Origin of the sequence: Oligoflexus tunisiensis (assembly GCF_001748245.1) — a bacterium.
Taxonomy (GTDB): Bacteria; Bdellovibrionota_B; Oligoflexia; order Oligoflexales; family Oligoflexaceae; genus Oligoflexus; species Oligoflexus tunisiensis.
Map to the genome: position 1 here is coordinate 7115362 of NZ_BDFO01000001.1, position 14497 is coordinate 7129858.

General features: G+C 56.0%; 12 protein-coding genes, 1 tRNA gene and 1 other RNA gene. 1 reads left to right on the top strand and 13 read right to left on the bottom strand.

The window, feature by feature from the left end; translation table 11 throughout:
* Nucleotides 1–14: 14 nt before the first annotated feature.
* From dnaX to OLTU_RS29655, 9 genes are all read right to left on the bottom strand, one after another.
* A complete protein-coding gene (gene dnaX, locus OLTU_RS29615; protein ID WP_141736328.1) occupies nt 15–2762 on the bottom strand; it encodes a DNA polymerase III subunit gamma/tau in 2748 nt (915 codons plus the stop codon).
* Between the two features lie 86 nt (nt 2763–2848).
* Nucleotides 2849–2945: signal recognition particle sRNA small type (ffs, locus tag OLTU_RS29620), an RNA gene on the bottom strand.
* 20 nt (nt 2946–2965) lie between these two features.
* A tRNA-Ser gene (locus tag OLTU_RS29625) sits at nt 2966–3055 on the bottom strand.
* A 145-nt stretch (nt 3056–3200) separates the two neighbouring features.
* Nucleotides 3201–5999 carry a 2-oxoglutarate dehydrogenase E1 component gene (locus OLTU_RS29630; RefSeq protein WP_141736329.1) on the bottom strand — a complete coding sequence of 933 codons (2799 nt, stop codon included), beginning with the start codon at nt 5997–5999 and terminating at the stop codon, nt 3201–3203.
* Between the two features lie 31 nt (nt 6000–6030).
* Entirely contained in the window at nt 6031–7434 is a 1404-nt protein-coding gene (lpdA, locus tag OLTU_RS29635; protein ID WP_141736330.1) for a dihydrolipoyl dehydrogenase, read from the bottom strand.
* Between the two features lie 5 nt (nt 7435–7439).
* Complete coding sequence (gene odhB / locus OLTU_RS29640; RefSeq protein ID WP_141736331.1) at nt 7440–8681, bottom strand: 2-oxoglutarate dehydrogenase complex dihydrolipoyllysine-residue succinyltransferase; 1242 nt, start codon at nt 8679–8681, stop codon at nt 7440–7442.
* A gap of 241 nt (nt 8682–8922) precedes the next feature.
* Nucleotides 8923–9756 (bottom strand): alpha/beta fold hydrolase, encoded by an 834-nt coding sequence (locus OLTU_RS29645; RefSeq protein ID WP_141736332.1) that lies wholly within the window; start codon nt 9754–9756, stop codon nt 8923–8925.
* A 9-nt stretch (nt 9757–9765) separates the two neighbouring features.
* The gene (locus OLTU_RS29650; protein WP_141736333.1) at nt 9766–10110 is read right to left on the bottom strand and encodes a putative periplasmic lipoprotein; all 345 of its coding nucleotides are present in this window, start codon (nt 10108–10110) and stop codon (nt 9766–9768) included.
* 144 nt (nt 10111–10254) lie between these two features.
* Nucleotides 10255–10767 (bottom strand): bactofilin family protein, encoded by a 513-nt coding sequence (locus tag OLTU_RS29655; RefSeq protein ID WP_176737079.1) that lies wholly within the window; start codon nt 10765–10767, stop codon nt 10255–10257.
* A 77-nt stretch (nt 10768–10844) separates the two neighbouring features.
* Here OLTU_RS29655 and OLTU_RS29660 point away from each other — a divergent pair, with 77 nt between their 5' ends.
* On the top strand, nt 10845–11552 hold the full coding sequence (locus tag OLTU_RS29660; RefSeq protein ID WP_141736335.1) for a hypothetical protein: 708 nt from the start codon (nt 10845–10847) through the stop codon (nt 11550–11552).
* Nucleotides 11553–11633: 81 nt separating this feature from the next.
* Here OLTU_RS29660 and OLTU_RS29665 read toward each other — a convergent pair whose 3' ends face one another.
* The 4 genes from OLTU_RS29665 to asnS form a co-directional block, all read right to left on the bottom strand.
* Nucleotides 11634–11954 (bottom strand): hypothetical protein, encoded by a 321-nt coding sequence (locus OLTU_RS29665; protein ID WP_141736336.1) that lies wholly within the window; start codon nt 11952–11954, stop codon nt 11634–11636.
* Nucleotides 11955–12040: 86 nt separating this feature from the next.
* The gene (gene rpsI / locus OLTU_RS29670; protein WP_141736337.1) at nt 12041–12433 is read right to left on the bottom strand and encodes a 30S ribosomal protein S9; all 393 of its coding nucleotides are present in this window, start codon (nt 12431–12433) and stop codon (nt 12041–12043) included.
* Between the two features lie 13 nt (nt 12434–12446).
* Nucleotides 12447–12887, bottom strand: coding sequence for a 50S ribosomal protein L13 (rplM, locus tag OLTU_RS29675; protein WP_141736338.1), 441 nt, complete (start codon nt 12885–12887; stop codon nt 12447–12449).
* 191 nt (nt 12888–13078) lie between these two features.
* On the bottom strand, nt 13079–14464 hold the full coding sequence (asnS, locus tag OLTU_RS29680; protein WP_141736339.1) for an asparagine--tRNA ligase: 1386 nt from the start codon (nt 14462–14464) through the stop codon (nt 13079–13081).
* Nucleotides 14465–14497 lie beyond the last annotated feature (33 nt).

The window sequence follows — 14497 nt, forward strand, 5'->3', positions numbered from 1 at the left end:
TCCCATTCAGTGGTCTATTGAAGCTCGATTTGTTCAATTGTACCACCAAAACGGGAAATCACCTCACGGGTCATCGGGTGTTCCTCCAAACGAACGCGCAGCTGTTCCCGCGCCACCTCCCGTTCGCGGTTTTTGACATCGAGCAGCGTTTCGCCCAGCTGCGGCGCTTCCCCTGCGGTTTTTCCGGGATGGGCATCAGCCTTGGGCACAGCTTCCAGCATGCCCTTGAAACCGAACAGTTGGGTGAACTGCTCCATGAGGCGCTTGCGGACATCCTGCTGCAAAAGCTTGCCGCCGGCCATGCTCGAAGGTTCCACGGCCAGGCGAATGCGTTGCGGGCTGTATTCCAGGAGATAGGCCTCTTCGAGAATGCGGCCCTGCAAAGGTTTTTGTTTTTTCCATTCGTCAACAAAGGCCCGCCAGTTCTCGGGCCAAACCGGTTCCGACGGTGCGGCGGCCGGGGACGGCGCGGGAGCCGGCACCTCCATTTTAGGGGCCGGTGGCTCGGATGGCATTGTCGTGGCTTTCCGTGCCATCTGCTTCAGAAAGCCTTCATTTTTTGGAGGCTCGGGCAAGATGGGTTCATCCATCGGCGCTGCGACCGCGCCCTGCCTGGAAGCTTCCTCCTGCAAAATCCAGGGTGGAATGTCCTCATCGGTCATATCAAAAGGCGGCATCGGCTCAGGAGGCTGCGACTGGCCTTTCGCCATGGCTCCCGGGCGCGCCTGATGTGATGCTGGAGCCTGAGTCTGCGGTTTGGCAAAAGCCTGTGGCGCCGGTTTGGGTGATGGCGCTGCGGGCTGATTGGGCCGCAACGATCCTGATGTTTTCGCTTCGGGCTGAGCTTCCATCATCGGCCGCGCAGGTGCTGCAGGCTGAGCCTGAGACGCGGGAAATGTCGTCGTCTGGGCCGCCGATGCCGCTTGCGGCTGAGTAGCAGGCTGCACATTTTGGGCTGCCGACGCCGCTTGAGCCTGAAGAGCATGCTGCGAAGTTTGGGCTGCCGATGTTGGTTGAGCCTGATTTGCGTTCTGAGCTGCCGTTTGGCTTGCCAATGCCGCTTGCACCCGTGGCGCAGAATGTGTCACCGTTTGTGCTTCCGACGCTGCTTGCACTTGTGGCGTAGAATGTGTCGCCGTTTGTGCTTTCGACGTTGGTTGAGCCTGAGGTGCATGCTGCGCCGCCGAAGCCGCTTGCGCCATGGCCAGTTTCTTCAAAAGCGATGAAGCTGGCGCTGCATTGTGTGCCACAGGTTGAGTGGCAGCCGCGGTCTGAGTCTGACTCGCCATGGCAGGTCCGGGGCTTGGAGCGATCGGTTGAGAAGCCATCGGTTTATGAGCCATCGAGGGCGCGCCTGCTGACGCCATCGGTTGTGTACTTGAAACCTGACTCGACGCAGATCCCGGAGTCGGTGCGACCGGTTTAGCCGCGGGTCCGGGTGGAGTCGCCTGAGGACCTGTGGCCTTTGCCGGAGCTGACGCTTGAGGCGCAACCGTTGGACGTGTGGCAGGAGCCGATGGCGAAGATGTTTTCCAGCGCTCCCGCAGGTTGATGGCAGGACCTTCCAAGGCCGGGGCCGCCTGAGGAGCCGGGCGCGCGGCAATGGGCGGCATGGGCTGTCCACTGGCAATGATATTCATGAGGGCCTGCAGATCGGGCAAACCCGGATCAAAGCACCATTCCAGACAGTAGTTTTCCAGGATAAAGCGATCGAGATCCGCAAAGCGCAAATCATCAAGGCATTTGGCCAACTGGCGGAACAGGCGATTGAGATCCATCGGGGCCGCTTTTTCCCCGAGTTCCAATAGCATCTGCTGCTCACGATCCTCCAGCTCCAAAAGCTGAAGATCGATCGCCTGACCTTTCAGATCCCTTAAAATAAAAGCATTCCGGCACGCCTTCGCGGTCTCCTCGACCAGCGTGCTCATGGCCAGGCCTTCCTGATCCCAGCGGCCGATCACTTCCAGGATCTGTGTTGCATCCTTGCGCAGGAGTCCATCCAGAAGTTCCAGAACCGGCAGGGCCTGGCTGCTGCTGCCCACCATGTTTTTCAGCGCTTCCAGACTCACTTCGCCGCCGCCCACTGCGATCGCCTGATCGAGCATGGTCAACGCGTCCCGCATGGAACCGCGGCCTTCACGAGCCACAAGAGCCAGGGCCGCTTCATCGAAGGGAATGCCTTCCGCGGTCAGGATCGACCGGACGCGATCGGCGATCACGGGACGACTGATTTTCTGCAAGTGAAAGGTCTGGCAGCGGCTCTGGATGGTTTCAGGAACCTTGTGCAGCTCGGTGGTCGCAAAGATGAAGACCACGTGCTGAGGCGGCTCCTCGAGCGTTTTCAGCAGCGCGTTGAAGGCGCTGATCGACAGCATATGAACTTCGTCGATGATATAGATCTTATAGGTGGAACGCTGCGGCACATAACTCAGCGTTTCCTGCAGGGCTCGGACATCATCGACTCCGGTGTTGGAGGCACCGTCGATTTCCAGCACATCCTCGTGATTGCCAGAGACGATCGCCACGCAACTTGCACAGACATCGCAGGGCTCCGCTGTAGGACCCTTTTCACAGTTGAGGGCTTTGGCATAAATCCGGGCACTGGTGGTCTTGCCGATCCCACGAACGCCGGTAAAGATCACGCTATGCGGCTCACGGCGGAGACGGATGGCGTTGGTCAACGCGAGGGTTGTGGACTCCTGCCCCACCATATCAGCAAATCGACGGGGGCGATATTTACGGGCCAGAGAAACATAGGACACGGGGCACTCCCTCGGCAGAAAAAATTCTGGATGAACGTTTTTCGCCGATTGGGAGCTGAAGAACAAGATGCAAAAAAGCGCACTGTGATAGCTGGATCACCCGGACACCTACTGACACCCGCTACCGTTGCTACCTTCCGGTCCTGGCGGGGTTCACGGAGCAGTACCATCCGGAATCCAGCTATCACACTGCGCTTCTATCGTGGCGGAGAGAGGGGGATTCGAACCCCCGAGGCAGTTTCCCACCTACACGCTTTCCAGGCGTGCGCCTTCAACCACTCGGCCACCTCTCCTAAACTCTGACGAATCTCGCGTCAGCGAAGTGGGAAAGACGCTAATGATTTTGGGAAGTGAAGTCAAGGCGTATTTGGACGGCAAAGGCAGAGCGGATCAGAGAGACGAGTCCCCGGCAGTGATGACAGCCGGGGACGGCATGGGTTACTTGGTCTTTTTGGCCTTTTTATCGACCTTTTCTGGCAGCGTCAGCGCTTCCTGAAGGATACGTTTCTGCTCCTTCTCATGCACTTTGGTGTAGCCTTCTGCCGTGGTACCGGCATCGCGACGACCGCAGTAGAAGAGTTCCTGACTGTCATTGCACAGAGCCTCGAGACGATGGCGAATGAAGGTCCAGGCGCCCATGTTGGAAGGCTCCTCCTGCACCCAGAGTACCTCAGTGGCTTCCGGATAGCTGGCCATGATCTTCTTCAATTGCTCCTCGGGGAACGGATAAAGCTGCTCGATTCGCACCAGAGCCACCTGCTCCATGACGCCAAGTTCATTGCGTTCCTTATCGAGTTCGAAGAAAACCTTGCCGGTACAGAAGACCACGCGGCGGACCTTGTTCTTGGTCGTTTGCGAAAGGTCATCGATCACTTCCACAAAGCGTCCATCGACAAATTCCCGGGTCTTCGAAATCACCGCAGGGTGTCGCAAAAGACTCTTCGGAGTCATGATCACCAAAGGTTTGCGGAAGGGACGATAGAGCTGCCGGCGCAGAATATGAAAGAGCTGAGCCGGAGTCGTCAGGTTTGCGACCTGCATGTTGTTGTCCCCACAAAGCTGCAGGAAGCGTTCTGGACGAGCGCTGGAGTGCTCAGGACCCATGCCTTCATAACCATGAGGCAGGAGCAGCACAAGACCGCAGGCCTGTTTCCACTTGGCTTCCGAGGCGGCCAGGAACTGATCGATGATGATTTGGGCTCCGTTGCTGAAGTCACCAAACTGGGCTTCCCACAAAACCAGGGCTTCACGATCCGCCACGGAATAACCAAACTCAAAGCCCATCACGCCCTGCTCGGAGAGGGGGCTGTTGATCACTTCCACTTCCGCCTGGCCTTCACCCAGCTGATTCAAAAGCGCGAGCGAGGCACCGGTTTCAAAATCACGGATCACGGCATGGCGGTGCGAGAACGTCCCGCGTTTGCAATCCTGACCTGAGAGGCGCACATGCTTGCCTTCAAGGGCCAGGCTGCCATAAGCGAGGAATTCCGCAAGCCCCCAATCGATATTGCCTTCGCCTTCCACCATGTCCTGGCGGGATTTCAAAAGACGCTCGATCTTGGGATTGGGTTTGAAGCCAGCGGGAACCTTGGTGGCGTTGGCCACGATTTGTTTGACCATGGCTTCCTTGATACCGGTTTCCGCAGGACGGAAGAGATCCTCTTCCGTGGCTTTCACGTGCTTGGTGCTGTTTTCCAGTTCACGCGGCACAGTGGGGAGGATCTTCACCTGGCCCGCGCGGACCTTTTCCATACCGGTCTGCAGCATGTCGCGGAAGTTTTTCATTTCCGCGGCCACGGCATCCTGAGTCATCACGCCTTCCTTCACCAGCTTCTCGCCGAACTGCGTCAGCACAGTGGGATGATTGCGGATGGTCTGGTACATGACCGGCTGGGTGAAGCTCGGCTCATCAGTTTCATTGTGACCGTGACGACGATAGCCGACGAGGTCGATCACGATGTCCTTTTTAAACTTCTGACGGTAGGCGGTGGCCAGACGTCCGGCCCAGACCACAGCCTCGGGATCATCCGCGTTCACATGGAACACAGGAGCCCGAACGATCTTGGCGATATCCGACGCATAACGGCACGAGCGGCCGTCCTCGGGATCGGTGGTGAAACCCACCTGGTTGTTCGAGATGATATGCACCGTACCGCCTGTGCGATACGAAGTCAGTTCGGAAAGGTTGAGCGTTTCCGCCACAAGACCCTGACCGATGAACGAGGCATCGCCATGGATCAGAAGCGGCAGCACCTTCGTGCAGTTGGTATCACCCAGCATGCGCTGGCGCGCGCGGGCGAAGCCTTCCACCACAGGGTTGACCGCTTCCAGGTGGGAAGGGTTCGGGGACAGGTAGGCCCGAACCTTGCCGCCGCTCATGGTTTCGATCACGGACGCATAACCCTTGTGGTACTTGACGTCGCCGTCGATACCATAGGTTTCAATTTCGCTGCCTTCGAATTCCTTGATCATGAGCTCATAGGGCTTGCCCATGAAATTGCAGAGCACGTTGAGGCGACCGCGGTGAGCCATGCCCATCTCGATCTCTTCCACCTGGGATTTGGCCGCTTCGTCCGCAACCACCTCGAGGAGGACCATCATGGTGTCGAGGCCTTCGATCGAGAAACGCTTCTGGCCGAGGTAACGATCCTGCAGGAACTTCTCAAAGCCTTCGGCCTGCGTGAGTTTTTTTAGAATGCGGATCCTGGTTTCATTGTCGATCTCCGGACGGTTGCGGCATGTTTCCATCTGCTGCTGCAGCCACACCACGGCCTCATTGTCCGGCGTATCGCGGAAGTCGGTCCCGATGGTACGGGTATAGGTGTCCTGAAGAAGTGAACGCACTTCACCAAAACTGACCGGACCTTTGACCGGCAGCGTGGCCGGATGAAAGGTCTGACTGTCGCTGACATCACCAAGACCGGCGCTGGCTGGCAGAAGATCGCTGGCCAGAGGCGGCTTGGGCGCCAAGGGGTTCAGGTGAGCGGAGAGGTGACCGAGACGCCGGAAGAGGTTGACATAGTGCTCAACCCGGGCTTCCGAATCATCCTGTGCACCTGCGCCAGCCGCCACTCCTTTGGAGCTCGAACTGGCGAATTCATATCCTTCAAAAAACAGCTTCCATGAAGGGTCCACAGCATCCGGATTATTCTTGTATTCCTTATAAAGGCTCTCCAGGTAGGCTACGTTAGCACCATTCGCATAGGTGAACTTCCCGCCGTCGATGACACCTTTCATCTCTTGAATCCTTCTTTAGGTGGATGACCCGTTAACTATGTAAAGATCTTTTGTCCACAGCCAGAGCTGCTTCTTTAATAACTTCAGCCAGGGTCGGGTGCGCATGAACCGAACGGGCCACATCTTCCGCGCTGGCAGAGTATTCAAAGGCTATGGCCAGCTCTGCAATCAGTTCGGAAGCCATGGGACCGACGATATGGGCACCGAGCAGACGATCGGTTTTCTTATCGGCAATCAGCTTCACAAAGCCTTCCGTTTCCCCAAAGGCCATGGCGCGACCGTTCGGTGCAAACGGGAATTTGCCGATATTCACTTCAAGGCCCTGCGCCTGCGCTTCCTGTTCATTGATGCCAATGGCAGCCACTTCAGGCCAGGTATACACAACGTTGGGAATCGCCACGTAATTCACATGTCCAGGCTTGCCGGCGATCATTTCCGCACAGGCCACGCCTTCCTCCTCGGCCTTATGCGCGAGCATGGGGCCGTCGATCACATCACCGATCGCATAGATGCCGGGCACGCCGGTTCCGTAGTGACCATCGGTTTTGATCTTGCCGTTTTTCTCGGGCGTAATGCCGACCTTCTCCAGACCCAGGTTTTTGGTGAAGGCGCGGCGACCCACAGCCACGAGGAGCCTGTCGCAGTTGATGCTCACCGTTTCGCCGCCTTTATCAGCCACGACGGTGAGCTTCTTGCCGCTTTTCTTGAGTTCGGTGAAGCGGGCTTTTTCATGGAATTCCATGCCCTCCGCACCGAGGACTTTTTTCATGGTGCGGATCACATCCTTGTCCATCATCGGCAGAATGCTGTCCGCGGCTTCAATCACCGTGACCTTGGCTCCGAGGCGGGCCCAGACACTGCCCATCTCCAGACCGATGACGCCGCCACCGATCACCACCAGATGGTCCGGGACTGCTTCCAGCGCCAGAGCCCCCGTGGAGCTGAGCACCTGTTTTTCATCGAAAGGCGCGATAGGAATTTCAATCGCCTCTGAGCCGGTGGCTATGATCGTGGATTTGGTCTGCAGCGTTTGCTCGCCGCCTTCGTTCAAGGCCACCTTAACGGTGTTCCGGTCGAGGAAGGAGCCAAAGCCCTTCAGATAGGTAATCTTGTTTTTCTTCATCAGGAATTCGACGCCGCTGGTCAGCTTCTTGACGATAGCGTCCTTGCGCTTCATCATCACATCAAGGTTCAGGCCAACCTTGTCCACGAGGACGCCATGATCCTTCAGCTTATGCTTCGCGTGGGAAAAATGCTCGCTCGACTGCAGGAGCGCCTTGCTGGGAATACAGCCGACGTTCAAACAGGTTCCACCCAATGCGCCCCGGCTTTCAACCACAGCCGTTTTCAGGCCCAGTTGCGCCGCACGGATTGCAGCCACATAGCCACCAGGACCGCCACCAATAACCACGAGATCAAATTGAGTTTCCGCCATAGCCCTTATACTCCAAGCAGCAGACGTGCTGGGTCTTCAATGTTTTCCTTGATCTTCACGAGGAAGCCGACCGCTTCCTTGCCATCCACAATACGGTGATCGTAGGACATGGCGAGATACATCATCGGCCGGATCACGATCTGACCGTTGACCACCACCGGACGCTCTTCGATCTTGTGCATGCCGAGGATCGCGCTCTGGGGTGGGTTCAGGATCGGCGTCGATAGAAGACTGCCGAAGGTTCCACCGTTGGAAATCGTGAAGGTTCCACCCGTCAGATCATCGAGCGAAATTTTGCCTTCACGGCCCTTTTTCGCGTAATCCGCAATCGCGCCTTCAATCTGCGCAAAGCTCAGCTTATCCACATCACGGACCACTGGGACCATGAGTCCACGCTCGGTCGAGACTGCAACGCCGATATCATAGTAATCATGATAGACGATGTCCGTTCCATCCACGTAGCCGTTGATGGCCGGAAATTGTTTCAAAGCCTGCACGGCGGCTTTGACGAAAAAGCTCATGAAACCCAGGCCCACGCCATGGACTTCCTTAAAGGGATCCTTATAACGCTTGCGCAGCTCCATGACTCCGCTCATATCCACTTCGTTGAAGGTGGTGAGCATGGCAGCCGTGTGTTGCGCTTCCACGAGACGTTCCGCAATACGCTGGCGGAGACGGCTCATCTTCTCACGGCGCTCCGTGCGGGCACCGCTTGGAGCAGCCGGCAGAGGTGCAGGTGCTTTGGGTGCTGCCGCTGCAGCCGGAGCCGCTGGCTTGGGACTCTCAAGGTGCGCGACCATATCATCCTTGGTGACCCGACCGCCGCGACCGCTGCCTGCGATCGCTGCAGTATCGACCTGATGCTCAGCAGCCATACGCGCCACCGCTGGACTTTGAGGACGGCTATCGCCGCCCGGTGCAGCTTTGGGAGCAGGTGGTGGTGGAACAGCCGGTGCAGCTGCTTTGGGCGCAGCCGCTGGTGCCGCTGGAGCTGCGGCGGCTGGAGCCTTCGCCGAGGTATCGATGGAGGCGAGAAGTTCGCCAACAGCAATCGTTTCGCCTTCATTTTTTTGAACGGTCAGAGTCCCTTCAGCTTCGGCAACGATTTCGACAGTGGCCTTATCGGTTTCGACTTCCACCAAAACCTCGTCACGCTTGACGAATTCGCCGGTCTTCTTGCGCCATTTATAGACCTGTCCTTCTTGGACGGATTCTCCTACGACCGGAAAACGGACCTCAAATGCCATATCGTCTCCCTACATGCTTGGGTATTGGGCGGCAGATGTTTGCCATGATACTCAAAAGTTGGCTAAAGCAGACCCTGCCAGCGAATGAAATAGCAACTATAAGCCAAACAAAAAAGCCAAAACAGACAGAGCCGTCCGGTTTCTATAATAGCGTGCTGTGTGGCAACGGGAATCGGCAGTTCCTGCCCAAAAAGTCCGGTGGCAGGCGCAAGGGCTGCCACTTAAGCATGAGCTGGACTCTTTATTCAGGCTTTTGATAATTTTCAAGAATTTTGCTGAGAACACCGCGATGATAGTCCGGGCGTAGATCCTCTGTACCCTCTTCAAGAATATACAGTTCGACCTTGTGTTCACTGGCGGCCAGAGAATTGCGGAATTGCGTGGCTTGTTTGGAGTTGACCTGCGCGTTCCGGCCGCCATGATAGAGATATACCACTTTAGGCAGGCCGCTCAAATCCCAGGATGCCGAACGCTTCTCGACGAAACTTGGGTTGCTGCTGCCAGTCATGGCCTTGACGCGGGCCAGGAAGTCCTTGTCAGCACTATCTTTCAGGGTCATTTCCAGATCATAGATCCCGTTGCCGATGATCAAAACCTTCCAAGGATACTGGCGCGCAAGGCGCAGAGCCAAAACACTGCCCTCACCGAGCGACCAAAGTCCCTCCAGGCGACGATCCCCCTCTTTCTGCAGAAAATCCACAGTTTCCTTGACCTGATTGAGCGACGTGTCGTCTCCGAGGGTTTCCGTCTCCGGACGGTTGATCGCCACCACGTTCAAGCCATGATTGAGAAAGGCCAGGGCCGGAGCCGTTTTGCAGACTTCATCCTGGCTCCAGGGTTTGGGCCCTGGATTGAGGAGCACCATGGTAGGCGCCGCCGGGCCCTGGGTACAGGTGAACCATTGAATCCTGCCACTCCCGCTCACGGGCTGCTGACCCTGAGCCTGAACATATTTCGGAAGCCCGTCCTGGCCGGTAATCGGATCGACCGTCACCTTATCGGAAAACACCAGCTCATTGCTGGTACAGGCTGTCAGCTGCAGGAAACCCAGGAGCGCGAGGTGTTGAAGTCGCATGCAGAATCCTTAATTCGGGTTCTCATAAAACACATAATTGGTCGCGAAGTCGCTGATCTCAAAATAGACCTTTTTTTCGTCATCGTCGGCGACCAGATTGAAATTCTTATCCATTACGCCATAGCCAAAGCGATAGGCGCGCGATTCGCCGGACCCGCCTTGTCCGGTGGCGGAACCTGTTGTTAATTTATCAATCTTTATAAAGCGATACATCACCTTCCCGTCACTGATGATATCCAAAACTCCGTCGGTACCGGTCCAGTTTTGAACACTGCGGGAAATTTTGTTCTGGATTTCCTGAGTACAGCCGCTGAGACTGAGAGCAAGCAAAGAGAATGTTACAAGCCTTTTCATGGCATCCTTCCACGGCAAAAAGCAAATCGTCCAGACCTGCAATGGTCTTATGACGATAATGCCGAGCTGAAGGAGTCGCGGCAAGAAAATACCGAAATCCAGGCTCCCGAAGAGAGCCTGGAACGATAGGGTTGCCGTGCATAATCAAAGATTGGCGTTGATTTCCGGACCATGCAGGGACAGGTCCACATTGGTCATCTCATCAGGACTGATCGTGCCACCCAATACAGGGGTCGAGTAGGCCTTGTCGTCATCGCGTGTCGCCTGACGATCCATGATACGACTTGGATCCATGGTCGTGCGGCCATTGAACTGCGCACCCTCCTGGACGACCAGCACGGGTGTGATGATATCGCCTTCAAAAACACAGGTGGGACTCAATTCAACCTTGCCGTGCGCTTCCACGGTTCCACGCAGGTGGCCTTGGACGACGATGTCTTCCGCCTTCACGTCGGCGGAAATATTCGCTTCCTCTTCGATGATCAATAGACCCTCGGAAACGATTTCACCATCCACCTTACCGCCGATTCGCGTCGAACCCTTGCAGTAGAGTTTGCCCGAAAAATGACAGCCGCTGGTGATGATCGTCACCGCATAGTCCTTCGGATGATCCTTTTTCCCAGGGCTCGTGCCCCCTTTTTTCTGCGGATTAAACACGGCGGAGTCTCCTATTCAGTTTCCATCGAGACTTGTTCATAATAGCAAAGAAGAAATGCGAGCGATGAGAGAAAAAAATGCCGAGTTTCCTGCACCAGCCGAGCTACGAAGATTTTCCTTTGCAACTGTCCCAAGGTCTTTGGCAGCACAGCAGTCGCTGGGAGCCTACAGATTTTAACTATTTCGTCCTTGAGGGATCGTCCCGGACCCACCAAATTTTCAAGAGGCCCAAACTCTATCGCCACAGGCGCCGCAAGTGTCCGAGCCTGGATGCATGCTGGATCTATAAGGAAGATGACAAAGGTCCACCGCTGGGCTGGGCCGAACTTCAGTCGTTTCCCAACAAGCACTTCGGCAAAGGCTTTATCTTTTTCGCCCTGGATGGCGTGGCGGATGAGCACGCGCAGGAAGCCCTGATTGCCTTGACAAGCCTGATCTTCACGTTGAGCCGGAACGATCACCTCCATATTATTCCCTGCAAGCCAGGCCGCGGCCTGATCGATGCTCTTTCGCATTATACGGGAACGATCGAATCCCTGACCAGCCTGCCCGTGCATGCCTGGCTTCCCGGAGCCGGGCCGCTCCGCGTCTTTCCCAGCCTCGAAGTCGACCGCAGCAGCTGGCGCAACTGCCCGGCCCTGCAGGAGGCCCTGCGCTCTCTCAAACACGTGGAAATGCGTCTGGAGCGCTTGCAGAGGCTGGATCAGGGCAAACCGAAGAAACGCAGGAAAAGACCGTTTCTCGTGCGGCTCTTCAAACCGCGGATTGACGATCCTTTGTTTTGAAGCAGGACATGGCGCCAAAACAAAAAAGCCAGCTCGGACCGCTTAAGTCCCGCTGGCTTTAATGGATTGCTGGATTTTCTATCAGGCTTGAGCTTCCGGCACTTCGAAAGTCGAGCCATCTTTTGGGTACCACTTAAGCAGGGTTTCAATCATTTCATGGGCCTGTTTCGCGCTCGAAATGTTGAATTTACTCTGCTGGCGATAGACCCCATTTCGTTTCTGGTAACGACGAATCGAAACCTTCGGTGGTCCGTAAGCATCGGTATTTTTATCCAGCTCCTGGTAGAGGAACATAATCGTGGTCCAGCTACCGCGGGTCAGGATATTTTTATCCAGCTGCTTGACGACAACCTTATCGTCTTCTGTGTACTCGATATCTATAGCGTCAATGGTTTCAGCCATAAGAGCACGGTCCTTCGCGCAAGAGCAACGGCGCTAAGCGGAGCTTAAGCGCCGAAACGAAACCCAAAAAACTCGAACAGCCAAAATCAGCGCTTGGAGAACTGGAAGCGAGCGCGTGCCGATTTCTGACCGTACATCTTACGCTCTTTCTTCCGCGAGTCGCGGGTGATGAGGCCTTCAGCCTTCAGCACTTTGCGGTACTCAGGATCCAGCTCGGACAGGGCCCGGCTGAGAGCGTGACGGATGGCGCCGGCTTGACCCGACAGACCGCCACCCATGACGTTCACGAGAATATCGTACTTGCCGACATTACCCGTCAGTTCGAGGGGCTGACGCACAACCATCTTCGAGGTGGCGCGGAGGTAGTAATCTTCAATATCGCGTTTGTTGATCGTGATCTTGCCTTTACCTGGCTTCAGGTAAACGCGCGCGATCGATGTCTTACGCTTGCCAACAGCATGAATAGCTTTCGTTGCCATGGTCGGTCCTTCCTTACTTCACAAGTCGAGCGGGAGCAGCAACGGGCTTCTGGGCCTCGTGAGGATGCTCATTGCCAGCGTAGATTTTCACGTTATGGAAAACCTTGCGACCGAGTTTATTGTGGGGCAGCATGCCGCGCACAGCGTGCTCAAGAACGCGTTCGGGCTTATTCGCGAGCAAATCCTTGGCCACGACAGCCTTAATACCGCCAATGTAATTGGAGTGGTGGTAATAGAATTTGTTATCGAGTTTGCGGCCCGTGAACACGGCTTTGGAGGCATTCACCACCACGACATTGTCACCGTTGTCCAAATGAGGGACGAAGCTTGGCTTGTGCTTCCCGCGCAGGATGTATGCGATCTGGGAAGCCAAACGGCCGACTGACTGACCGGTAGCGTCGATCAGAACCCACTGCTTCTTAATGTCAGAGGGTTTAATGCTCGTGGTCTTCATGGAATAATACTCTCCAGTTTGTCCAGCAATACCTAAAATACTCGTATCGATGAGCTGCCAACCGGAGACTGCGTATCCTATGGCAGCACTTGCTCATGAGCTATCGCCCCACAAGGCGATCCTTATAGAGGCACGGACTATATCTGATAACCTCAATCCAGGTCAAGATCTTGTTCTTCACGCGGTCGCGGTCAAAACGCAACACCCTGCGGGAAACGCGGGAAGGGAATCACATCCCGAATGTTGGCCATACCAGTGACATACTGCACAAGGCGTTCGAAGCCAAGACCAAATCCAGCGTGAGGGCAACCGCCGTAACGACGGAGATCCATATACCAAGCCAGATCATCCGGGTTGATGTGCACGTCCATCATACGTTGGCGTAGAACATCAATACGATCCTCGCGCTGCGAACCGCCGATAATTTCGCCAATACGTGGCACCAGGACATCCATGGCTGCCACAGTCTTATTGTCGCGGTTCAGGCGCATATAGAACGCTTTGAAATCCTTGGGATAATCGGTCACGATCACAGGCTTCTGGAAGACGGTGTCGGTCAGATAGCGTTCATGCTCCGTCTGCAGATCGATACCCCACGAGACGGGATATTCAAATTGCACCTTGGCAGCGCTCAGTTCCTTGACGGCTTCTGTGTAGCTGATGCGACCGAACGCATGTTCGCCCAGATCCGCGATCTGTTCCGGCGTCATATTCTTATAGTGTTGACCCAAAAAGCCGAGTTCCTCGGGACAGCGGCGCACGATCTCGCGGAAGAGGAAGCGCAAAAATTCCTCAGCCAGCACCATGTCATCCTGAAGGTCCGCAAACGCCATCTCGGGTTCGACCATCCAGAACTCCGCCAAATGGCGGGTGGTGTTGGAATTCTCAGCCCGGAAGGTCGGGCCAAAGGTATAGATGTCACCCAGGCCAAGGGCCATGGCTTCCCCGTTCAGCTGACCTGAAACAGTCAGGTTGGCTCTCTTTCCAAAGAAGTCCTGCTTGAAGTCGATCGCGCCCGTGGCGTCCCGCGGCAGCTGGTTGAGATCCAGGGTTGTGACCTGGAACATCTCGCCCGCACCTTCGCAGTCCGAGGCGGTGATGATCGGCGTATGGGCCCACTGAAAGCCGTGGCCCTGGAAGAACTCATGGATCAGCATCGCCAGCTGGTTACGCACGCGATAGACCGCACCAAAGGTATTCGACCGACCGCGCAGATGGGCGATGTCCCGCAGGAACTCGAGCGTATGCCCTTTTTTCTGGAGGGGATAATCATCGCTGCAGCCACCCAGGATATCGAGCTTGTCGACGTGAACTTCCCAGTCCTGGCCTTTGCCTTCCGACTTTTTCAGAACGCCATCGACGCGAATCGCGGCTCCGGTGCTGACCTCTTCGAGTTTGCCGAAGCTCGGATTATTGGCATCAACCACAAGCTGCAGATCGCGCTGCGAGGACCCATCGTTGACAACAACGAAGGCAACATTCTTGGAAACCCGCTTGGAACGAACCCAGGCGCGAACTGTGACGGACTGTCCCTCACGACCTTGCTGCAGAATATGTTTGACGCGTTCACGTAGCACGATCTTATTCCTTCCATCTGGTGGCAAAGATTA

What these genes read in the sequence shown, in the direction of transcription:
- OLTU_RS29630 (WP_141736329.1), bottom strand. Translation starts at nt 5,999, where the DNA reads ATGAAAGGTGTCATCGACGGCGGGAAGTTCACCTATGCGAATGGTGCT.
- lpdA (WP_141736330.1), bottom strand. Translation starts at nt 7,434, where the DNA reads ATGGCGGAAACTCAATTTGATCTCGTGGTTATTGGTGGCGGTCCTGGT.
- odhB (WP_141736331.1), bottom strand. Translation starts at nt 8,681, where the DNA reads ATGGCATTTGAGGTCCGTTTTCCGGTCGTAGGAGAATCCGTCCAAGAA.
- OLTU_RS29645 (WP_141736332.1), bottom strand. Translation starts at nt 9,756, where the DNA reads ATGCGACTTCAACACCTCGCGCTCCTGGGTTTCCTGCAGCTGACAGCC.
- OLTU_RS29650 (WP_141736333.1), bottom strand. Translation starts at nt 10,110, where the DNA reads ATGAAAAGGCTTGTAACATTCTCTTTGCTTGCTCTCAGTCTCAGCGGC.
- OLTU_RS29660 (WP_141736335.1), top strand. Translation starts at nt 10,845, where the DNA reads ATGCCGAGTTTCCTGCACCAGCCGAGCTACGAAGATTTTCCTTTGCAA.
- OLTU_RS29665 (WP_141736336.1), bottom strand. Translation starts at nt 11,954, where the DNA reads ATGGCTGAAACCATTGACGCTATAGATATCGAGTACACAGAAGACGAT.
- rpsI (WP_141736337.1), bottom strand. Translation starts at nt 12,433, where the DNA reads ATGGCAACGAAAGCTATTCATGCTGTTGGCAAGCGTAAGACATCGATC.
- rplM (WP_141736338.1), bottom strand. Translation starts at nt 12,887, where the DNA reads ATGAAGACCACGAGCATTAAACCCTCTGACATTAAGAAGCAGTGGGTT.